At 63.2% G+C, this 18,617-nt stretch carries 18 protein-coding genes, 1 other RNA gene and 2 pseudogenes; 4 read left to right on the top strand and 17 right to left on the bottom strand.

Annotated features, from left to right (window positions below):
• Nucleotides 1-6: 6 nt before the first annotated feature.
• From bfr to FJW08_RS13220, 3 genes are read right to left on the bottom strand one after another with little or no spacing between them, the layout of a single operon-like run.
• Complete coding sequence (bfr, locus tag FJW08_RS13230) at nucleotides 7-492, bottom strand: bacterioferritin (protein WP_140757898.1); 486 nt, start codon at nucleotides 490-492, stop codon at nucleotides 7-9.
• Nucleotides 458-769, bottom strand: a complete 312-nt coding sequence (locus tag FJW08_RS13225; RefSeq protein WP_140507681.1) for a (2Fe-2S)-binding protein — start codon at nucleotides 767-769, stop codon at nucleotides 458-460. Before FJW08_RS13225 ends, bfr begins: the two co-directional genes overlap by 35 nt.
• Before the next feature lie 55 nt (nucleotides 770-824).
• Nucleotides 825-2,114, bottom strand: a complete 1,290-nt coding sequence (locus FJW08_RS13220) for an imelysin family protein (protein WP_140810924.1) — start codon at nucleotides 2,112-2,114, stop codon at nucleotides 825-827.
• Between the two features lie 432 nt (nucleotides 2,115-2,546).
• Here FJW08_RS13220 and FJW08_RS13215 point away from each other — a divergent pair, with 432 nt between their 5' ends.
• From FJW08_RS13215 to FJW08_RS32920, 3 genes and pseudogenes are all read left to right on the top strand, one after another.
• Complete coding sequence (locus FJW08_RS13215) at nucleotides 2,547-3,800, top strand: FAD-dependent oxidoreductase (RefSeq protein ID WP_140810922.1); 1,254 nt, start codon at nucleotides 2,547-2,549, stop codon at nucleotides 3,798-3,800.
• Nucleotides 3,801-3,836: 36 nt separating this feature from the next.
• The gene (locus tag FJW08_RS13210; protein ID WP_140810921.1) at nucleotides 3,837-4,067 is read left to right on the top strand and encodes a type II toxin-antitoxin system ParD family antitoxin; all 231 of its coding nucleotides are present in this window, start codon (nucleotides 3,837-3,839) and stop codon (nucleotides 4,065-4,067) included.
• A 5-nt stretch (nucleotides 4,068-4,072) separates the two neighbouring features.
• Nucleotides 4,073-4,341: pseudogene (locus FJW08_RS32920) on the top strand (type II toxin-antitoxin system RelE/ParE family toxin).
• A gap of 111 nt (nucleotides 4,342-4,452) precedes the next feature.
• On the opposite strand, the gene FJW08_RS13200 reads toward FJW08_RS32920, so the two are convergent.
• A complete protein-coding gene (locus tag FJW08_RS13200) occupies nucleotides 4,453-5,730 on the bottom strand; it encodes a 4-aminobutyrate--2-oxoglutarate transaminase (RefSeq protein WP_140810920.1) in 1,278 nt (425 codons plus the stop codon).
• 134 nt (nucleotides 5,731-5,864) lie between these two features.
• On the opposite strand from FJW08_RS13200, the pseudogene FJW08_RS13190 reads away from it, so the two are divergent.
• A pseudogene (locus FJW08_RS13190) lies at nucleotides 5,865-6,141 on the top strand (hypothetical protein); the annotation flags it as partial.
• A gap of 12 nt (nucleotides 6,142-6,153) precedes the next feature.
• Here the strand turns inward: FJW08_RS13190 and FJW08_RS13185 are convergent.
• The 13 genes from FJW08_RS13185 to ffs form a co-directional block, all read right to left on the bottom strand.
• Nucleotides 6,154-6,468, bottom strand: a complete 315-nt coding sequence (locus tag FJW08_RS13185; protein ID WP_210241188.1) for a hypothetical protein — start codon at nucleotides 6,466-6,468, stop codon at nucleotides 6,154-6,156.
• 55 nt (nucleotides 6,469-6,523) lie between these two features.
• Complete coding sequence (locus FJW08_RS13180) at nucleotides 6,524-7,273, bottom strand: ABC transporter ATP-binding protein (protein WP_140810917.1); 750 nt, start codon at nucleotides 7,271-7,273, stop codon at nucleotides 6,524-6,526.
• A complete protein-coding gene (locus FJW08_RS13175) occupies nucleotides 7,270-8,133 on the bottom strand; it encodes an ABC transporter ATP-binding protein (RefSeq protein WP_140810916.1) in 864 nt (287 codons plus the stop codon). Before FJW08_RS13175 ends, FJW08_RS13180 begins: the two co-directional genes overlap by 4 nt.
• Nucleotides 8,130-9,056: a nickel transporter permease gene (gene nikC / locus FJW08_RS13170; RefSeq protein WP_140810914.1), complete on the bottom strand. Its 927-nt coding sequence runs from the start codon at nucleotides 9,054-9,056 to the stop codon at nucleotides 8,130-8,132. Before nikC ends, FJW08_RS13175 begins: the two co-directional genes overlap by 4 nt.
• A gap of 196 nt (nucleotides 9,057-9,252) precedes the next feature.
• Complete coding sequence (locus FJW08_RS13165) at nucleotides 9,253-10,314, bottom strand: ABC transporter permease (RefSeq protein ID WP_140810913.1); 1,062 nt, start codon at nucleotides 10,312-10,314, stop codon at nucleotides 9,253-9,255.
• A gap of 18 nt (nucleotides 10,315-10,332) precedes the next feature.
• A complete protein-coding gene (locus FJW08_RS13160) occupies nucleotides 10,333-11,976 on the bottom strand; it encodes an ABC transporter substrate-binding protein (protein WP_140810912.1) in 1,644 nt (547 codons plus the stop codon).
• 261 nt (nucleotides 11,977-12,237) lie between these two features.
• The gene (locus tag FJW08_RS13155) at nucleotides 12,238-13,515 is read right to left on the bottom strand and encodes a lytic murein transglycosylase (RefSeq protein WP_140810911.1); all 1,278 of its coding nucleotides are present in this window, start codon (nucleotides 13,513-13,515) and stop codon (nucleotides 12,238-12,240) included.
• A gap of 190 nt (nucleotides 13,516-13,705) precedes the next feature.
• Nucleotides 13,706-14,311, bottom strand: a complete 606-nt coding sequence (gene recR / locus FJW08_RS13150; RefSeq protein ID WP_140757910.1) for a recombination mediator RecR — start codon at nucleotides 14,309-14,311, stop codon at nucleotides 13,706-13,708.
• An 80-nt stretch (nucleotides 14,312-14,391) separates the two neighbouring features.
• Entirely contained in the window at nucleotides 14,392-15,474 is a 1,083-nt protein-coding gene (locus FJW08_RS13145) for a cell wall hydrolase (RefSeq protein WP_140810910.1), read from the bottom strand.
• Between the two features lie 252 nt (nucleotides 15,475-15,726).
• The gene (locus tag FJW08_RS13140; protein ID WP_140810943.1) at nucleotides 15,727-16,134 is read right to left on the bottom strand and encodes a hypothetical protein; all 408 of its coding nucleotides are present in this window, start codon (nucleotides 16,132-16,134) and stop codon (nucleotides 15,727-15,729) included.
• 69 nt (nucleotides 16,135-16,203) lie between these two features.
• The gene (locus tag FJW08_RS13135) at nucleotides 16,204-16,527 is read right to left on the bottom strand and encodes a YbaB/EbfC family nucleoid-associated protein (protein WP_027142071.1); all 324 of its coding nucleotides are present in this window, start codon (nucleotides 16,525-16,527) and stop codon (nucleotides 16,204-16,206) included.
• Nucleotides 16,528-16,558: 31 nt separating this feature from the next.
• Entirely contained in the window at nucleotides 16,559-18,388 is a 1,830-nt protein-coding gene (locus tag FJW08_RS13130; protein ID WP_140810909.1) for a DNA polymerase III subunit gamma/tau, read from the bottom strand.
• 104 nt (nucleotides 18,389-18,492) lie between these two features.
• Nucleotides 18,493-18,589: signal recognition particle sRNA small type (gene ffs / locus FJW08_RS13125), an RNA gene on the bottom strand.
• Between the last annotated feature and the right edge of the window lie 28 nt (nucleotides 18,590-18,617).

The raw sequence follows: 18,617 nt of genomic DNA, 5'->3' as shown, positions 1-18,617 counted from the left end.
ATATCCTCAATCCGCCTCGTCCGCCGATGCGGCGTTGAGCTGGCCGTACTTTTCCTCGCCGATCGAGGCCAGCAGGTCGAGCTGCGTCTCGAGGAAGTCGATGTGGCCTTCCTCGTCGGCCAGCAGTTCCTCGAACAGTTTCATCGATACGTAGTCGCCCGCCTCATCGCAGATTTCGCGCGAGCGCTTGTAGGCAGTGCGCGCGTCATATTCACCGGCAAGATCGGATTCGAGCACTTCCTTGACGTTCTGGCCGATGCGCAGCGGCGCCACGGACTGCAGGTTGGGATGGCCTTCGAGGAAGATGATGCGGGCGACCAGCTTGTCAGCGTGGTGCATCTCCTCGATCGATTCCGCCCGCTCCTTCTTGGCCAGCTTGGCATATCCCCAATCCTCGAGCAGGCGGAAATGCACCCAATACTGGTTGACGGCGCCGAGCTCCAAAAAAAGAGCCTCGTTAAGCCGCTCGATGACCTGTGGTTCGCCTTTCATGGGTTCTGCTCCCGTATTGGACGCGCAGGCCTCTGACGCGATCCAGATGTGAAACGATGTCCACGCCGCTCGCCTGCGAGCGGGCATGGTAGTTCTCGGTGACCCGAATGATCGTTTCGACCACATTTGGGAAACAGCCGCAACAGCGGCCCCGTTTGTGCATGGCGTGATAGACCTTCGCCGGCACGATGAGCTGCCAGGGATCCTGATCCAGCAGGCCGATGATCGTCTGCTCGATCTCCTTCTCGGTGATGATGTTGCAATGGCAGATCAGCATTTCGTCGCTCTGGCTGACGGCGCCGGTGCGGCGCCGTTTGGCTGGGGTGGTAGGATTACTTGAACACCTTGTCGGGTGCGTCGAGGCTGTCGGAGCCTTCGAAGGCGATGGCGTTCAACTTCAACGAACCGACCGCGCGCTCGATCGACTTGGTCTGGTCGATCAGCGCGTCGATCGCCGCCTGAACGGTGGCATTGCCCGCGGTATTGCCTTCGGCGATCTGCTGGTCATAGGCCTCGCCGGCCTCGGCCCGCGCCTTGATCGCCTCCATCCTGGCGACGGTGACATCGAGTTTATCAGACAGTTCCTTGTCGATCGCCGGATCGGCGGCCTTGACCATATCGGACGCCGAAGGACCCGAAACGACGGTGCCGTCCAGCCTGGTATAGCTGGCATGATAGGCGGCGCGGATGCCGACGGCATCATAGAGGTGGGAATTGTATGTGTTGTCGGAGAAGCAGTCCTGCTCCTCTTCGGGATCGTGCAGCAACAGGCCGAGCTTCATGCGTTCGCCGGCCAGTTCGCCGTAAGAGAGCGAGCCCATGCCGGTGAAGATCACCGAGATCGCGGTGTTCGGCGCACCGTCGACAAGGTTCTTGCGCGCCGCACCGTCTTCCTTCCAGTTGCCGACCATCTCCTGCAGGTCCGAGACCAGAAGGGTGCTGGCGGACTTCAGATATTCGGCGCGGCGGTCGCAATTGCCGCTGGTGCAGTTCTTTGGGTCATAGTCGGTGTAGGGGCGCTCGCCGGCGCCTGGGCCGGTGCCGTGCAGGTCCTGGCCCCAGAGCAGGAATTCGATGGCATGATAGCCGGTGGCGACATTGGCCTCGACGCCGCCGGCCTCCTGCAGCGTGCCGGAGAGGAACTCCGGTGAGAGCTTCGAGGCATCGACCTTCTTGCCGTTGATCTCGATTTCCTTGTTGGCGATCACATTGGCTGTGTAGAGCGAATTCGCGTCGGACTCGGTGCCGTAGCTCTTGGCGACATAGTCGATCAGGCCTTCGTCCAGCGGCCAGGAATTCACCTTGCCTTCCCAGTCGTCGACGATCTTGTTGCCGAAGCGATAGACCTCGGTCTGCTGGTAGGGCACGCGCGATGCCTTCCAGGCGTCGCGGGCGGCATTGAGCGTTTCCGCCGACGGATCGGCAAGCAGCGCGTCGACCGCCTTGTCGAGCGCCTGCGCCGTGGTCAGCGAATCCTCGTATTTGGCAAGCCCGATGTCGGCATAGGTCTTGATGACCGCCTTTGCATCGGTTTCCGCCTTGGCAGGCAGCACGAACACCGCTCCCGTCAGCAGCGCCGTGGCGCCGATCGCCGTCAGCCTGCCGCCATATCGTGCTGTCATTATCGCTCTCCAGTTTCTCGGGAATTTTCCAAGCGGCGCGCGCGCCAACCCGCGCCAGGCCACATTCATGCCATTGGGCGCAAGACATGCCGCGCGATCGCGCGGCTCAGGGAAGAAAGACACCAAAATGCCTCCAATCGAACGGGTTCAAGGCCCAGACATCAAAGGGATGCGCCAATGCGCGAGCTTCCTTAAAGCTTTGAGTCCGAAGGAAGTCAATGGACAATTTCTGGAAAACTCAATTGAAACAATAGTTTAGAATTATTCTAAACTACGATTGTCAACTTTACACGCCCGCTGCACCGGCTTTGCGGACGAACTGTACGATTGACAGTCGCCATCCCGGGTGCGACCCGCAACCCCCCTCTTGCGGCGGCGCCAGACAATTGCCACTTGGCGAGACGTCCTAGGATCGAACGGGATCGGAATGCGATGAAGAACGGCGTGGTCATTATCGGTGCGGGTCATGCGGGCGTGCAGGCGGCCGCCAGTCTGCGCGAGGATGGCTACGATGGGCCGGTGATCCTGGTCGGCGACGAGAACGAACTGCCCTACCACAAGCCGCCGCTGTCGAAGACCTTCATCAAGGATGCCGAAGCCAAGCCTCAACCGCTTCGGGGCGAGGCCTACTATACCGGCAGCGCCATCGACTACCGGCCAGGGATCCGGATCGAGCGTATCGATGCCGGCAGCCACAGTCTCGACATTGCGGGCGGCGGCGCACTTGCCTTCGACCATCTGATCCTGGCGACCGGATCGCGCCCACGCGCCCTGCCGCTGCCCGGGGCGGATCTGTCCGGCGTGGTGTCGCTGCGCTCGCTGGCCGATGCGCGGTTGATCCGGCAGCTGAGCGCGCGGAGCGAAGATGTGGTCATCCTCGGCGGCGGCTTCATCGGGCTGGAGATCGCAGCGACGCTGCGGGCTGCCGGCCGCACCGTGACGGTTGTCGAAGCCGTCGACCGGCTGCTCGGCCGCGCCGTGGCGCCGGTGGTGGCGAGCCATGTCCGGCAAAGGCTGGAAGCGACAGGCGTGCGCATTCTCACCGGGACCTCGATTTCAAGGCTCGAAGGCGAAAACGGCCATGTCACGGCCGCGATCACCTCGTCAGGCGAAAGACTGCCGGCGCGTATGGTCGTGGTCGGCATCGGCGCCGTGCCGAATGTCGAGCTGGCGCAAGCCGCGGGCCTTGCCGTCGCCAACGGCATCCGCGTCGATCACCAGATGCGCAGCTCGGCTCCGGAGATTCTAGCCATCGGCGACGCCGCCTCGTACCGGCACTGGTTCACGGGCGGCGACGTGCGGCTGGAATCGGTGCAAAACGCCACCGACCAGGCACGGCTTGCCGCCAGGACAATTACCGGTCACACCGACGCCTACTCGGCGGTGCCATGGTTCTGGTCCGACATTGGCGACATGAAGCTGCAGATGGTTGGCCTAACCGCTGGCGGCGACAGCCATGTCGTACTCGGCGATCTTCCCGACAACAAATTCTCGATCTACCACTATGCCGGCGACCGCCTGCTCGGTATCGAATCCGTCAACCGCCCCGGCGACCACATGCTTGGCCGCAAGATGCTCGGCGCCGGTTTCTCGCCGACGCCGCAGACGGTAGCCACGGGTCCCGAGGGGCTAAAGGCGGCGTTGGCCGCATTTCAGAACATGGAGTCAGTCAAGGTTAGGGCCTAGGGTTGCCAATTTTGCCATGGGCAATAAAATCTCGCAATGAGCACAATGAACATCTCGCTGCCTGACAGCCTGAAGCATTTTGTCGATCAACAAGTGACGGATCGCGGCTTCGGCACGAGCAGCGCGTATGTGCGTGAATTGATCCGCCGTGACCAGGAACGCCAGCTTCTCCGCGGTTTGCTCCTCGAGGGCGCATCATCCGCGCCAGGCGCTCCCGTTGACGATGACTATTTCGCCGCGCTGCGAAAGCAGGCGCAGGGCCAATAGATCAGGTGGCCGCAAAGGCAATTATTCCTCGAAGCCTTGCTCTGCGCGATATCGAGGAGGCTGTTGATTATTTTGCCCGCGAAGTTGGTTCGCAAATGGCGTTGGGCTATGTCGACGATCTCCAGAACGCCCACGAACTGATAGCCAGCCATCCGGCATCGGCTCTCCGAGATATGGCTACGAAATTGGATTGCCCGGCCTGCGCAGCGTGCAACTCAAGCGCTATCCATACCTGATTTTCTATCTTGAGCAGGCCGATCGTATCGACGTCTAGCGGGTGCTGCACGCCAGAATGAACATCCCAGCTTGGTTGCAGAATCCGAGCTCCTGACGGCACGGCCACCGGCTTCGTCGTAGACCGTCAGGAGAAAAAGGCGCTGCCTTTTCAGGCGGCGCAGACTTCGCGGATCGAGCTTTCCAGAATGTCGAGCGCTTCGTTCATGACCTCGTCCTGGATGGTGATCGGCGCCAGGAAGCGGATGACGTTGCCGTAGACGCCGCAGGTCAGCAGGATCAGGCCCTTGTCGAGCGCCTTCAGGCGGATCGCGTTGGCGATCTCGGCCGACGGCAGGCCCTTCTTGACGTCGTTGAACTCGACCGCGTTCATGAAGCCCAAACCCCTGATGTCGACAATCTCGGGCACGTCGTCACGGACCGACTGCAGACGCTGCTTCAGCCTCGCACCCAGCGTGTTGGCGCGGTCGCAGAGCTTTTCGTCCTCGATGACGTCAAGCACGGCATGTGCCGCGGCAACGCCGATCGGGCTGCCGCCATAGGTGCCGCCGAGGCCGCCGGGGCTGGGCGCATCCATGATCTCGGCGCGGCCGGTGACCGCCGACAGCGGAAAGCCGCCAGCGAGGCTCTTGGCCATGGTGGTGATGTCGGCCGCCACATCATGGTGGTCCATGGCGAACATCTTGCCGGTGCGGGCAAAGCCGGTCTGCACTTCGTCGGCGATGAGCAGCATGCCGTGCTGATCGCAGAGCTTGCGCAGCGCCGTCAGGAGTTCACGCGGCGCGTCGTAGAAGCCGCCCTCGCCCTGAACCGGCTCGATGATGATCGCGGCGACGCGGGCCGGATCGACATCCGCCTTGAACAGCTTGTCGAGCGCCGCCAGCGAATCGGCGACCGAGACACCATGCAACTCCACGGGGAACGGCACGTGGTAGACGTCACCCGGCATGGCTCCGAAGCCAACCTTGTAGGGCACGACCTTGCCGGTCAGCGCCATGCCCATGAAGGTGCGGCCGTGGAAGCCGCCGCCGAAGGCGATGACGGCCTGGCGGCCGGTGGCGTTGCGAGCGATCTTGATGGCATTCTCCACCGCCTCGGCGCCGGTGGTGACGAAGATGGTCTTCTTCTCGAACTTGCCGGGCAGCATGGCGTTCAGCCGTTCGGCGAGCCGCACATAGCTCTCATAAGGCACGACCTGGTGGCAGGTGTGGGTGAAGCGGTCGAGCTGCGCCTTGACCGCCTCGATCACCCTGGGATGGCGGTGGCCGGTGTTGACCACGGCGATGCCCGAGGAGAAGTCGATATAGCGGCGCCCCTCGACATCCCAGATTTCCGAATTCTCGGCCCGATCGGCGTAGATCTGCGTGGTCATGCCGACCCCGCGCGAGATCGACTGGTTCTTGCGTTCGGAAATGGCGGAGTTCTTCATGATATCCCTCACCGGGCCGGCGCCCGTTCTGTTTGATGTCGTTGAACTCCCCTTCTGGCCTTATTTCAGATTTTCCTCAAGTCGGCACCATCACCGGGTCGATTGGGCCTGACTTAACCAGTCCAGCGATACACGCGGCCGTGGTGCCGCTGATGCTGTTCGTCATGGCGACCATCCCGATGGTTGCAGTTGCAGAGCTTCCAGCGCCTGCTCCTGGTGGTGGCGGTGGCGCGGCTGGGCCTGATCGGCGTTGTGGCCTACGCCATGATGGGCGGCATTATCGCGGGCACCGCGATCACGCTGCTGTTCCTGCCGGCGCTTTATGTGACGTGGTTCAGGATCAAGGAGCCGAAAGACCAGGAAACCCCGCCCGTTGCGGAGAATGGCGACCCGGTTAAAGCTTCGACGTAAGGCTTTGCTGGATTATTCGTTGTCGTTGGAGGGTACAGGACGCGACTTGGCCCGCTGCCACGGCGAGGACTTCGAGCCGCGCCAAGCATGCCAGCCTTCAGGCAAGTCGGCCAAGGCCAGGATGGTTTCATCCCGCCGCAACACGTTTTGCAAGCTGACAATCATGATGTCGCCGTCGTCAACAGGGCCAGTTTCGCTGTTGTGGAATTGCCAGCTGCCATCATCATCGTCATGCGATACATATGCGATCCAGTCCCCGCGGGTGACTATGCCTCTATCCAGAAAAACCGCGACATGGGGCGGATCTGCAAATTTCCATTCCTCCATGGGAATCCCCTGAAAACCAACGGTTCAGCGCATAGTGAGAAGGATTCTCATGAATTCAGCCGGTTCTCACAAACCCGTCGCTCGCCCTGAGCAGGTTGCGCGTATAGTCCTTCGAAACACGGCGCTCGACAAGGTCACCCGCCACCAGATTCTCCACCGCCTCGCCGCCCTGCATCACCATCAGCCGCTCGCACATATGGGTGATGATGGCGAGGTCGTGGCTGACCATCAGGAAGGTCAGCTTGCGCCGCCGGCGGACTTCTTCCAGCAGGTTGAGCACCTCCGCCTGCACCGAGGCGTCGAGCGCCGAGGTCGGCTCGTCGAGCAGCAGGATTGAGGGTTCGAGGATCAGCGCGCGTGCAATCGCCACACGCTGACGCTGGCCGCCCGACAATTGGTGGGCGTAGCGGAAGCGAAAGCCGTTGCCGAGGCCGACTTCGTCGAGAGCGCGTTCGATCCGCTTTTCGCCATCGGCAAAGCCGTGGATGGCAAGCGGCTCCTGCAGCAGGCGATCGACGGTCTGGCGCGGATGCAGCGAGCCATACGGATCCTGGAAGACCATCTGCACTTCGCGGTAAAAGGCCTTGTCGCGGCGCGCGCCGAGCGTCTTGCCGTTGACGACAATGCTGCCCGAGGCAACCGGCGCGAGGCCGGCGATGGCCCGCAGCAATGTCGATTTGCCGGAACCGGATTCGCCGACAAGGCCGAAGGATTCGCCCGGCTGCACGTCGAGGCTGACGCCCTTCAGCGCGCGGAAGCGATCGAAGATCACCTCCAGCCTGTCGACGGCAATCGCAGAAGTCATGCCGCCCACTCCGGCTTGCGGTCGAGCACCGGCAGCGGGTGACGGTCGGCGCCGATCTTGGGCATGCAGTTGAGCAGCCCACGCGTGTAGGGATGTTGGGCCTGGCTGAGTTCCGAGGCCTTGAGCTGCTCGACCACCTTGCCGGCATACATGACGATGACGCGGTCGCAGAAAGAGGAAACCAGGCGCAGATCGTGCGAGATGAAGATCAGTCCCATGCCACGCTCTGCGACCAGCCGGTCGAGGATGCCGAGGACATCGAGCTGCACCGTGACGTCGAGCGCCGAGGTCGGCTCGTCGGCGATCATCATTTCCGGCCCGGCGATCAGCATCATGGCGATCATGGCGCGCTGGCCCATGCCGCCGGACACTTCGTGCGGATGCAGGTCGAAGACACGTTTGGGATCGCGGATCTGCACCGCCTCCAGCATGGCCAGCGCGCGCTCGCGCGCCTCGGCCTTGCCGACCTTTTCATGGGTGCGCAGCGTTTCGACGATCTGACGGCCGATGCTCATCACCGGGTCGAGCGAATATTTCGGGTCCTGCAGGATCATGGCGATGCGGTTGCCGCGCAACGCCCGGCGTTGGCGCGCCGAGACGCCGAGCAGGTCGATGCCGTCGAAGGTCAATTTGCTGGCCGATATCCGGGCCTGCGGCGGTGTCAGTCCCATGATGGCACGGCCCGTCTGCGACTTGCCCGAGCCGGATTCGCCGACGATGCCGAGCCGCTCGCGGCCGAGCGAAAAGGAAACCCCGCGCACCGCCTCAATCATGCCGGTGCGGGTCGGAAAGGTGACCCGCAGATCCTCGACGTCGAGAAGCGTGCTCTTTGATCGCCGTTGATCAGGGGGCCCACTCATTGGTCACCGCTGCGGGGATCGAGTGCGTCGCGCAGGCCGTCGCCGAGCAGGTTGAACCCGAGGCTGACGATCAGGATGGCGAAGCCAGGCGCGCCGGCAACCCACCATTGGTCGAGGATGAATCGGCGGCCCGAAGCGATCATGGTCCCCCATTCCGGTAGCGGCGGCTGCGCGCCAAGGCCGAGGAAGCCGAGGCCCGCGGCCGTCAGGATGATGCCAGCCATGTCGAGCGTCACGCGTACGATCAGCGAGGAGATGCACAGCGGCATGATGTGGCGCAGCACGATGCGGAAAGGCGAGGCGCCCATCAATTGCACTGCCTTGATGTAGTCCGAGTTGCGCACGGTGAGCGTCTCGGCCCGAGCGATACGCGCATAAGGCGGCCAGGAGGTGATGGCGATCGCCAGCACGGCGTTCTCGATGCCGGGACCAAGGGCGGCGACGAAGGCCAGCGCCAGCACCAGCTTGGGGAAGGCAAGGAAGATGTCGGTGATGCGCATCAGCACGGCATCGGTCCAACCGCCGGCATAGCCGGCGACGGTGCCGACCAGAAGGCCGATGGGGGCGGCGATGATGGCGACCAGGACGACGACATAGAGCGTCCAGCGGGAGCCGTAGAGGATGCGCGAATAGATGTCGCGGCCGAGGTCGTCGGTGCCGAACCAGTGCTGCCCGCTCGGCGCCAGCAGCCGCGCGTTCTTCAGGTCACCGAAGGTCGGCGAATACGGCGCCAGCACACCGGCAAGGGCGGCGACGAGCAGCAGGGCGATGATGATCAGCAGGCCGACAAAGGCCAGACGATTGGCGGAAAAGCGCCGCCATGCGACATAGGTGCGGCCGAGTCTTGCCTGCATGCGCGATGCCGGCCGCTCCGACAGCAACCATTCGCGACGGGAGAAGGGGCGGGCGTCGGAGACGGTCATGACGATGCCTCTTGAAGCCGTCGACCCCCACTCCGGTCTGCTTCGCAGACCACCTCCCCCCCGTTCGACGGGGGAGAGGAAAGGCGCCAAGCGTGCGGCGGCCTTTTCCTCTCCCCCGGGCAGGGGGAGAGGTGGCCCGAAGGGCCGGAGTGGGGGTGATTAGCCGCAGCCAAGCCCGAAAGCGCGATACCTCTGCTCATCCTGTCTTGGTCCTCGGGTCGAGGACACGGTAGAGCAGGTCGGACAGGAGGTTGATGCCGATGAACACCGAGCCGATGACAATGGTACCGCCGAGCACCGCGTTCATGTCGGCGTTCTGCAGCGAGTTGGTGATGTAGAGGCCGATGCCCGGCCAGGAGAAGACGGTCTCGGTCAGCACCGAGCCTTCGAGCAGCCCGGCATAGGATAGTGCGATCACCGTCACCATCGGCACGGCGGCATTGCGCAGCGCGTGACCCCAGATGATACGCGTTTCCGACAGGCCCTTGGCGCGCGCCGCGACGACATATTCCTGGGCGAGCTCATTGAGCATGAACGAGCGCGTCATGCGGCTGATATAGGCGAGCGAGAAATAGCCGAGCAACGAGGCCGGCAGGATGATGTGCCGGAAGGCGTCGTAGAAGACGTCCCACTGTCCCTGCATCGCGGAATCGAGCAGGTAGAAACCGGTGATCGGCGTGAAAGTGTATTCGTAGACGACGTCAAGCCGTGCAGGGAAGGCCACCCATTGCAGCTTGGCATAGAATAGGACGAGCCCAAGCAGGCCGAGCCAGAAGATCGGCACGGAATAACCGATCAGGCCTATGACGCGCACGATCTGGTCGACGAGGCTGCCGCGTTTGACCGCGGCCAGCACCCCGAGCGGAATGCCAAACAACGCGCCGATCAGTGTCCCCAGTGTCGCCAGTTCCGTCGTTGCCGGAAGCGCGCGGCGGATGTCGGTCATGACAGGATTGGTGGTCAGCACCGAGATACCGAAATCGCCGCTCAGCGCGTGTTTCACATAGATATAGAACTGCTCGATCAACGGCAGGTCGAGGCCCATCTCGCGGCGCGTGCGCTCCACGACATTGGCGGGTGCCCGGTCGCCCAGAACGGCCAGCACCGGGTCGATCGGGATGACGCGGCCAATGAAGAAGGTGACCGCGAGAAGACCAAGATAGGTCGTCACCGCGATGACCAGGAAGCGACCGAGCGATGATGCAAGGGCGGCGGCGCGGGCGCTGCCGCGCCCGCTTTCGTTTTCAATCGCGCTCATGCGGCGTGTCCGCGAACGCTATTCCTTGGAAACCGGCCCGACGAAGTTGGTGTCGAAGCTCGGACCGAGCACGAAGCCCTTGAGGTTCTTGCGCAGACCGGCGACTTCCAGCTGCTGGTGGATGATGACGAAGGGGCTGGTGTCGAGGACTTTCTTTTCGAGATCCTTGTACATGTCGGCGCGCTTGCCCGAATCCTTCTCCAGCAGTGCTGCTTCGGTTTCCTTGGTCAGGTCCGGAATGTCCCAGCTGTTGCGCCAGGCGAGCGTGTGGGACTTGCCGGCATCCGAATTGTCCGGGTTCGAGGCAAAGGTCTGCGCGTTCGAATTCGGATCGAAATAATCCTGGCCCCACTGGCCGATATAAATGTCATGGTTGCGGGCGCGGTATTTGGTCAGCGTCTGTTTGCCGTCGCCGGGGATGATCTCCAGCTTGATCCCGGCCTGCCCCAGCGTCTGCTGGATCGATTCCGCCATGCCGGTGTATGGCTGGCCGGTGCGCACGTCCATGGTGACGCTGAAGCCGTCCGGCAGGCCGGCCTTGGCCAGCAACTCCTTGGCCTTGGCGACATCGAGCTTGAACGGGTTTTCGTCCAGTTCGCCGAGAACGCCCTTGGGCAGGAAGGTCTGGTGGATTTCGCCGATGCCCTTGAGGATGGTCGAGCTCAGCGCATCATAATCGACAAGGTATTTGAAGGCCTGGCGAACCTCGGGCTTGGCAAGGTTCGGGTTCTTCTGGTTGAGGCTGATGTAAAAAACTGTGCCCTTCGGCGCGCTGGTGGTGGTCAGGTCGGCGTTCTTGGCGATGGCGCCGAGATCGTTCGGCTCGAGATTGCGGGCAACGTCGATGTCGCCGGCTTCGAGTGCCAGGCGCTGCGCCGAGCTTTCCTTCATGTTGCGGTAGATGACGCGGGCGAGCTTGGCCTTTTCGCCGTGATAATTGTCGTTGCGCTCCATGACGACGGCTTCGTTGGCACGCCACTCGCGCAGCTTGTAGGCGCCGGAACCAGCATAGCCTGTTTTCAGCCAGGCGTTGCCGAAGTCGTTGTCCCATTTGTAGTCGGCAGTGGGCGCTGCCTTGACGACGTGCTCCTTGACCAGCTTGCTATCGACGACCGAGGCGACCGTCGCCGACAGGCAGTTCAGGACGAAACTTGGCGCGTAGGCCTTGTCGACGGTGAACTGGAAGGTGGTGTCGTCGACGGCCTTGGCCTTTTCGGTGACGTTGTCGCCGCTGATGCCGAACTGGTCGATGATGAAGGCGGGACTCTTGTCCAGCTTGACGGCGCGCTCGAACGAGTAGGCGACGTCGGCTGCGGTGATCGGGTTGCCGGAGGCGAATTTCAGGCCCGGCTTGAGCTTGAACGTATAGGTCAGACCATCGTCGGAGACGGTCCAGCTTTCGGCGAGATCGGGCTTGACCTTGGAGGTGTCGCTGAGGTCCAGGCGGACAAGAAGGTCATAGGTGTTGCCGGTGACTTCGGCGGTCGACAGCTCGAACGCCTCGCCTGGATCCATCGAGATGATGTCATCGATGGCAAAACCTTCGACAAGCGTGTCGGCGGGGGTGACCGCGCCGGCCGGCGCTCCGGCCAGAAGCAGCGCCGACATGGCGGCGCCCGCAAGCAGGATGCGGGATCGTAGAGCAAGCTTTTCCATCATCATGATGATTGTTCCCTGTTTTGTTGTTTGTTGACCTGAGTTCCCGGCTCAGGTTGCGGTGTTCTTTCAAGACTCGACGAGAGCCTCTGAGCCACCAACGTCGTGGTTTTTGTCCAGTTGGTCAATACCTTATCCGGCGACGCCCGACCCGGCAACGAGGATTTGCGAGACGGCCTCAGTGGAGCAGAATGCACGGCGGCGTGTCGACGCATGCGCCGGCCAAATGACGCCGCGGATCGTGAAAAATCTGCTAAAATTTCGAAGCTATTTCAGCGCGGCGACGAGGCCGGCATCGGGAAAACAGGTTGCGGCCCGACCATTCTTTTCCTGCCATCTGCCAATCGAGCGGCGAGTCTTGAAGCCGGGCAGGCCATCGGCGCTGCCAACGTCGTAGCCCTTGGCTTCCAGGGTCCGCTGCAAGGCGGCGATGTCGGAGCGGTGGAGGTCGCCGACCGGACCCCAGCTACCGGAAAAATTCTGATCGCCATGGGCGATGCGGTCGGCGCCATGGCCGATGAACAGCGCATAGAGGTCGCTGGTGTTGTATTCCTTCAGCACGTAGAAATTGGGGGTCGCGATGAAGGCCGGGCCGCTGCGCCCGGCCGGCATCAGCAGGAAGCCTTCCGCCTTCATCTCGGCGGCCGGGAAGGCCTTGCCGCCGACGCGCTCGATGCCCATGGCGGCCCATTGCGAAATCTTCTTGCCCTGGTCCGGACCTTCCAGCGAACAGGACACGCTCTGAGGTACGGTCACCTCGAAACCCCAGCCGCGTCCCCTCACCCAGCCGTAGTGGACAAGATAATTGGCGATCGAAGCCAGCACGTCGGGAGTCGAATTCCAGATGTCGACGCGGCCGTCGCCGTCGAAATCGACCGCATGCTTGAGGAAGGAGGTCGGCATGAATTGCGGCTGGCCGAGCGCACCGGCCCAGGACGATTTCATCGCGCCGACCGGGGCCAGCCCGCGCTCGACGATTTCGAGCGCCGCCAGCAGTTCGGTGCGGAAGAAATCCTTTTTCGTCGACATGAACGCCTTGGTGCCCAGCACCTCGAAGGCATCGTAGGGCATCTTCGCCGCGCCGAAGCCGGTCTCGCGGCCCCAGATCGCCAGAAGGATTTCGCCCGGCACGCCATAGCGCTTTTCGATCGCGGCAAGCGTGCGGGCATTGGCGGCTTCGCGGGCGCGTCCGCCCGATGTCACCGCGCGAACCGTCTTCTCGGCAAAATAGGCGCCGGGCGAACCGAACTCGGCCTGGTGCTGCTTCTGCGGCGTCTTAGGCTTCTCGCCCGGCATGACAAGATCGGGGAGATTGAGATTGGGCTTGATGCCGTTGAACGCGGCATCGAACGTTTTTTTGGAAATGCCTTTCGCCTTGGCGTCGGGCCAGAGGTCGGTTTGGAGCCAGGCGCGGAACTGATCGTCGATGCTGGCGGCGGAGGCGGGGATGGTGAGAAAGATGGCGAGGAGCGCGGCCATAAAGAAAATAAAGCCGAATTTGCGAATGCCGCGTTTTGTGGCGCCCCCCTCTGTCCTGCCGGACATCTCCCCCTCAAGGGGGGAGATTGGCAGCTTCGACCTTGCCGCCAATCTTGCAGCGTTGAAAATCAGCGACCGCAGACAAATCTGGCGATCTCCCCCCTTGAGGGGGAGATGTCCGGCAGGACAGAGTGGGGCGTGCAGCACCAACTTCGAAGGAGACGCAATCATCGTCAGCATCCGCCCCGCCGACTTGTCAAAACGCCGTCCGCGAGCGCAGCGCCGCGGCTAGCGTGCCTTCGTCGAGATAGTCGAGTTCGCCGCCGACCGGCACACCGTGCGCCAGCCGGGTTATCTTGACCTCGAAGCCGGAGAGCTGATCGGTGAGGTAGTGCGCGGTGGTCTGGCCCTCGACCGTCGCGTTGACGGCGAGGATGACCTCCTTGACCTCGCCCCCGGCGATGCGGTCGATCAGCGAACGGATGTTGAGCTGATCGGGGCCGATGCCGTCGAGCGGCGACAGCGTGCCGCCGAGCACGTGGTAACGCACATTCATCGCCGCTGCCCGCTCCAGGGCCCACAGATCCGAGACGTCCTCGACGATGATCAGGGTGGCGGCATCACGACGGGCGTCCGTGCAGATCATGCAGGGGTCCGACGTATCGACATTGCCGCATGTCGAGCAGATGCGCACCTTGTCGGCCGCCTCGCCCATGGCGGCGGCGAGCGGCGACAGCAATTGTTCCTTCTTCTTGATCAGGTGCAGCGCCGCGCGCCTGGCCGATCGGGGGCCAAGCCCCGGCACCTTGGCCAGGAGCTGGATCAGGCGTTCGATCTCGGGACCGGCGATTCGCTTGGACATCGCCCTGATCTAGGATTTTTCAGAGCGCTTTGAAACATCCCCATCGACGCATGGCCCGCCATGCTGCCATGTGGAAGGGATCAGTTGGCTTCGAGCGGGCGGCCCTGGCTGACGATCATCGCGCCGATGGCATCGGTGTTCTCAGGCGTCGACTGGAAGCCCATCGACGCTTCCTGCGGAGCGTCCTCAACCGAGGAGATGACCCTTTTGTTCGAGGTTCCGCTGTTCAGGGTTCCGCCAAAACGGGCGGCATCCGGCTCTTCCATCGGCTCCTGCATGGCAACTTCGATCGGCTTGGCCTGGATCCGCGCGGACTTTGCCGTCGGTGCTGCGGATGCCGTCAGATAGGTCTGCTGCGCGGGGGCGATGCGGGCGGGCGACGGCTTGGTCGCCGGTTCCGCGGCGGCGGTCATGTAGACCTGCTGTGCCGGAGCGGTGCGAGCGGTTGCCGTCTTGCTGGGGCGTGACGGCTCCGCCGCTGCGGTCATGTAGACCTGCTCTGCCGGAGCGGTGCGAGCGGTTGCCTTGGCCGGGCGCGCCATCTCGACGGATGCGACACGCGTCGCGGGTACTCCCGGCAACGCGGTCGGCGGCTCGGCCGATGCGACCATCGGCTCATCCGGCAGCGGTTGCCAGTTGCGGCCGCGCTTTTCGTAGAAGGCATTGCCGCCCGCAACCATGGTGTAGTGCATGTTCTTGTAAGGGAAGCGCAGGCCGGCGGTGTGGAAATACATCGTGTTCTTGAGCTTGGCCTTGCGCTCGCCCTTGAGCACGGCGTCGGCGGCCTCCTCGACATCGGGCATTGCGCGCGAATTCATCGGCCTGGTCATGACGCCCGGCGCGAACTGCCCGGGTTCACCCACCACCTGGCAGATGGTGCTGCCATGATTGCCCGAGCGCAGCCGGTTCATCACCACCGTGCCGACGGCGATCATACCGTCGCGGCTCGACCGGTTGGATTCGAAGAACATTGCCCGTTCCAGGCATTCCCTGTCCTTCGGCGTGTGGCTGTAGGCGCGCGAACTCAGGAAACTCGGCGTGATGGCGTCGGTCAGGCTGGCAACCGACATGCCGTGCGAGGTGGTCTGGCTGCAAGCGGCCAAGAAAAGGGGAGACGTGACGACGCCGAGCAACAGCGGCGTCTTCCATCGCATGGCGATCAACAGGTAACCCTCTCACTTCAATGCCCGCCCCCAGGCTGCGGCAAGAATGAGACACTTTCGGGCAAAATGATGGCCAAAACGTTATTAACGGCAGACTGTTGCCGAATTGACACAAATCGAGGCTTTCCAGATGGATCGAGCCGTCGTTTCACATAGACGATGACCACCTTTTCTTCGTTTCGCCGCAATTCCCTTGGGGAAGCGCCATGCGCTTTTCCCGGGAAAGCCGCGCCACGCTTTCTCAAAAACAGCCTATCGCCCGGCGGCGATTGCTGCCGGTCGACCGGGTTCGACCTCTTCGACCGTCTCTGAAAACAGGCCCCGCCCGAGAAACAGCGCCCGCGCCTCCCTGGCCGTCGGCGCGATCTTGCCCGGCCAGTCGCTGTCGATGAACTCGGCCTTGGTGAAATCAGGATTTGTTTCGGACGCCGCCTCCAGGAATTCGGCGATTTCCAGCACGATGGCGCGTTCGTCCTTCGAAAGCGCCGACGTGCCGGCCTCGATCGAAGGGCGGTGCACGAAATCCTCGAAGAGATTGAAGTAGCCCTTGATGCCGACGAGATCGACGCCCGCATCGCAATCGGCGAGGATTTCCAGAATCTCGTAGATCCTGTTGCGGATACGCTGCTCGATCAGCCTTTCGGACGGCTCGCCGATCATGGCCGCGCCGGTCTCAGCTTTATGCATATCGTTGCCCCAAAACCGCTGCGCACTTTTGGGCGACATGCATTAGAAAGGCAGTTTCATTCCTGGCGGGATGGGCAGGCCGGCGGTCAGCGCCTTGGTCTTTTCCTGCATGATCTGCTCGACCTTGGCCTTGGCGTCATTGTGCGCGGCAAGAATCAAATCCTCGAGGATTTCGACCTCGTCTTCCCTAAACAAAGACGGGTCGATCTTCAGCGACTTGATGTCGAACTTTCCGCTCAACGTAATGCTGACCAAGCCGCCGCCGGCCTGGCCGACGGCTTCGACAGTGGCGATCTCATCCTGCATGGCCTGGAACTTGGCCTGCATTTCCTTCGCCTTGCCCATCAGGCCGAGAAGATCTTTCATGGTCCGATCCTTTGCGGATTAGTGCTGGATATCAGGGTTCGTCGTCATCGGCCGGCGGCTCGACCGGCATGTCGGCCTCGCTCGTTTCGGCGTCCGGCGTGTCGGGAATGCGCACGTCGATGATCTTGGCGCCGGGAAAGCGGGCCAGGATGGCGGCCACGGTCGGGTCGTTCCTGGCATCGAGGAAGGCGTTTTCACGCTTCGTCGATTCCATTTCGGCCAGGGTCTGGCCGCCCTCCTCCTTCGACAGCGACACCAGCCAGCTGCGGCCTGTCCAGGCGCGCAGTTTCATCGTCAGCTCGTTGAGCAGCATCTTGGGCGCATCATCGGTCAGGCTGACGTCGATGCGGCCAGGTTCGATGCGCACGAGACGGATGCAGCGCTTGACCAGCACCTTGAAGGCGATGTCGCGCTGCGCGTCGGCGAGGGCAACTATGTCGGCCAGCGATTTCAGCGGTACGGCTTGCGTCTCCTGCGCCGGTTGCGGGGGCGCGACGAAGGCGGCCGGAGCAGGCGTGGCCTCGACCAGCCGCATGGTCTGCGCGCCGCCCGACCCGCCAGGCATGCGCGCCTGCGCCACGGCGCTGGCGCCATTGCCGCCAGCACCGCCATTGCCGGGGTTCACGGGCGCGCCGTTCGGGCGCGGCGCGGCGCCAGTTGCCGAGGCGCCGCTCTCCAGCGATCTCAACGCCTCGTCCAATGTCGGCAGGTCGGCGGCGTGCGCCAGCCGGATCAGCACCATTTCGGCGGCACTGACCGGCCGGTTGGACGACTGCACCTCGGGAATGCCCTTGAGCAGCATCTGCCAGGTTCGCGACAGCACGCGCACCGACAGCGCCCTGGCGAAATCGGCGCCGCGCTGGCGCTCGTCCTGCGACAGCGAGGCATCGTCCATGGCGCTCGGCACGAAACGCAGCCGCGTGACGAGATGGTTGAACTCGGCCAGATCGGTGAGCACGGCGGCCGGATCGGCGCCGGTGTCGTATTGCGCGCGGAATTCGCCGAGTGCGGCCGCCACATCGCCCTTCATCACATGTTCGAACAGGTCGACGATGCGGGCGCGGTCCGCCAGGCCCAGCATGGCGCGCACGGCCTCGGCGCTGACCGAGCCGGCGCCATGAGCGATCGCCTGGTCGAGAATGGAGAGCGAATCGCGGGCGGAACCTTCCGCCGCGCGCGCGATCATGGCCAGCGCGTCGTCGTCGACCGAAATGCCTTCCTTGCCGGCGATCGAGGAGAGATGCGCGACCAGCGCGCCAGCGTCGATGCGCCTCAGGTCGAAACGCTGGCAGCGCGACAGGACCGTGATCGGAACCTTGCGGATCTCGGTGGTGGCGAAGATGAATTTGACGTGCGGCGGCGGTTCTTCCAGCGTCTTCAGCAGGCCGTTGAAGGCCTGTGTGGACAGCATGTGCACTTCGTCGATGATGTAGACCTTGTAGCGGGCCGAGACGGGTGCGTAGCGCACGCGTTCGATGATGTCCCTGATGTCGTCGATGCCGGTGTGCGAGGCGGCGTCCATCTCGATGACGTCGACATGGCGGCCTTCCATGATCGCCTGGCAATGCTCGCCGAGCATGGCGAGATCGACCGAGGGCTGGTCGACGGTGGCGGTCTTATAATTCAGGGCTCGCGCCAGGATACGTGCCGTCGTGGTCTTGCCGACGCCGCGCACGCCGGTCAGCATCCATGCCTGGGCAATGCGGCCAGTGGCAAAGGCGTTGGTGAGGGTGCGCACCATCGGCTCCTGGCCGACCAACTCGGAGAAATTCGACGGACGGTATTTGCGCGCCAGCACGCGGTAGGCCGCGGCCTTGCCGGTCGCCAGACTATCGGACCCCGAATTTCCGGCTTCACTCATTCGCCCGTTAAGCTCCAAAAGGCCGCGCCCGAAGGCGCCGATTCCTGCGCATAGTCTCGCCCGCGCTGCAATGCGTCGTCAATGTCGCGAGGAGGGCCGATGAGGTGGGAGGCTGGAACAATGACCCGTTCCGGGCTCGTTAGGGCTGCTTCCTTCCGGACCTGACCCGGTTGGCGAGTGGATCGTCCACCACCAACCTCCCGCTGTCCATATCGGCAATTGCGCGACG

This window comes from Mesorhizobium sp. B3-2-1, from assembly GCF_006439515.1.
In the GTDB taxonomy this organism is placed as follows: Bacteria; Pseudomonadota; Alphaproteobacteria; order Rhizobiales; family Rhizobiaceae; genus Mesorhizobium.
The sequence above is the reverse complement of the archived record's forward strand: the minus strand, read 5'-3'. Positions and strand labels throughout refer to the sequence as shown.

What these genes read in the sequence shown, in the direction of transcription:
- FJW08_RS13165 (WP_140810913.1), bottom strand. Translation starts at nt 10,314, where the DNA reads ATGAGCGCGATTGAAAACGAAAGCGGGCGCGGCAGCGCCCGCGCCGCC.
- FJW08_RS13180 (WP_140810917.1), bottom strand. Translation starts at nt 7,273, where the DNA reads ATGACTTCTGCGATTGCCGTCGACAGGCTGGAGGTGATCTTCGATCGC.
- FJW08_RS13160 (WP_140810912.1), bottom strand. Translation starts at nt 11,976, where the DNA reads ATGATGATGGAAAAGCTTGCTCTACGATCCCGCATCCTGCTTGCGGGC.
- bfr (WP_140757898.1), bottom strand. Translation starts at nt 492, where the DNA reads ATGAAAGGCGAACCACAGGTCATCGAGCGGCTTAACGAGGCTCTTTTT.
- FJW08_RS13200 (WP_140810920.1), bottom strand. Translation starts at nt 5,730, where the DNA reads ATGAAGAACTCCGCCATTTCCGAACGCAAGAACCAGTCGATCTCGCGC.
- FJW08_RS13155 (WP_140810911.1), bottom strand. Translation starts at nt 13,515, where the DNA reads ATGTCCGGCAGGACAGAGGGGGGCGCCACAAAACGCGGCATTCGCAAA.
- nikC (WP_140810914.1), bottom strand. Translation starts at nt 9,056, where the DNA reads ATGACCGTCTCCGACGCCCGCCCCTTCTCCCGTCGCGAATGGTTGCTG.
- recR (WP_140757910.1), bottom strand. Translation starts at nt 14,311, where the DNA reads ATGTCCAAGCGAATCGCCGGTCCCGAGATCGAACGCCTGATCCAGCTC.
- FJW08_RS13130 (WP_140810909.1), bottom strand. Translation starts at nt 18,388, where the DNA reads ATGAGTGAAGCCGGAAATTCGGGGTCCGATAGTCTGGCGACCGGCAAG.
- FJW08_RS13135 (WP_027142071.1), bottom strand. Translation starts at nt 16,527, where the DNA reads ATGAAAGATCTTCTCGGCCTGATGGGCAAGGCGAAGGAAATGCAGGCC.
- FJW08_RS13140 (WP_140810943.1), bottom strand. Translation starts at nt 16,134, where the DNA reads ATGATCGGCGAGCCGTCCGAAAGGCTGATCGAGCAGCGTATCCGCAAC.
- FJW08_RS13185 (WP_210241188.1), bottom strand. Translation starts at nt 6,468, where the DNA reads ATGGAGGAATGGAAATTTGCAGATCCGCCCCATGTCGCGGTTTTTCTG.
- FJW08_RS13215 (WP_140810922.1), top strand. Translation starts at nt 2,547, where the DNA reads ATGAAGAACGGCGTGGTCATTATCGGTGCGGGTCATGCGGGCGTGCAG.
- FJW08_RS13210 (WP_140810921.1), top strand. Translation starts at nt 3,837, where the DNA reads ATGAGCACAATGAACATCTCGCTGCCTGACAGCCTGAAGCATTTTGTC.
- FJW08_RS13220 (WP_140810924.1), bottom strand. Translation starts at nt 2,114, where the DNA reads ATGACAGCACGATATGGCGGCAGGCTGACGGCGATCGGCGCCACGGCG.
- FJW08_RS13225 (WP_140507681.1), bottom strand. Translation starts at nt 769, where the DNA reads ATGCTGATCTGCCATTGCAACATCATCACCGAGAAGGAGATCGAGCAG.
- FJW08_RS13175 (WP_140810916.1), bottom strand. Translation starts at nt 8,133, where the DNA reads ATGAGTGGGCCCCCTGATCAACGGCGATCAAAGAGCACGCTTCTCGAC.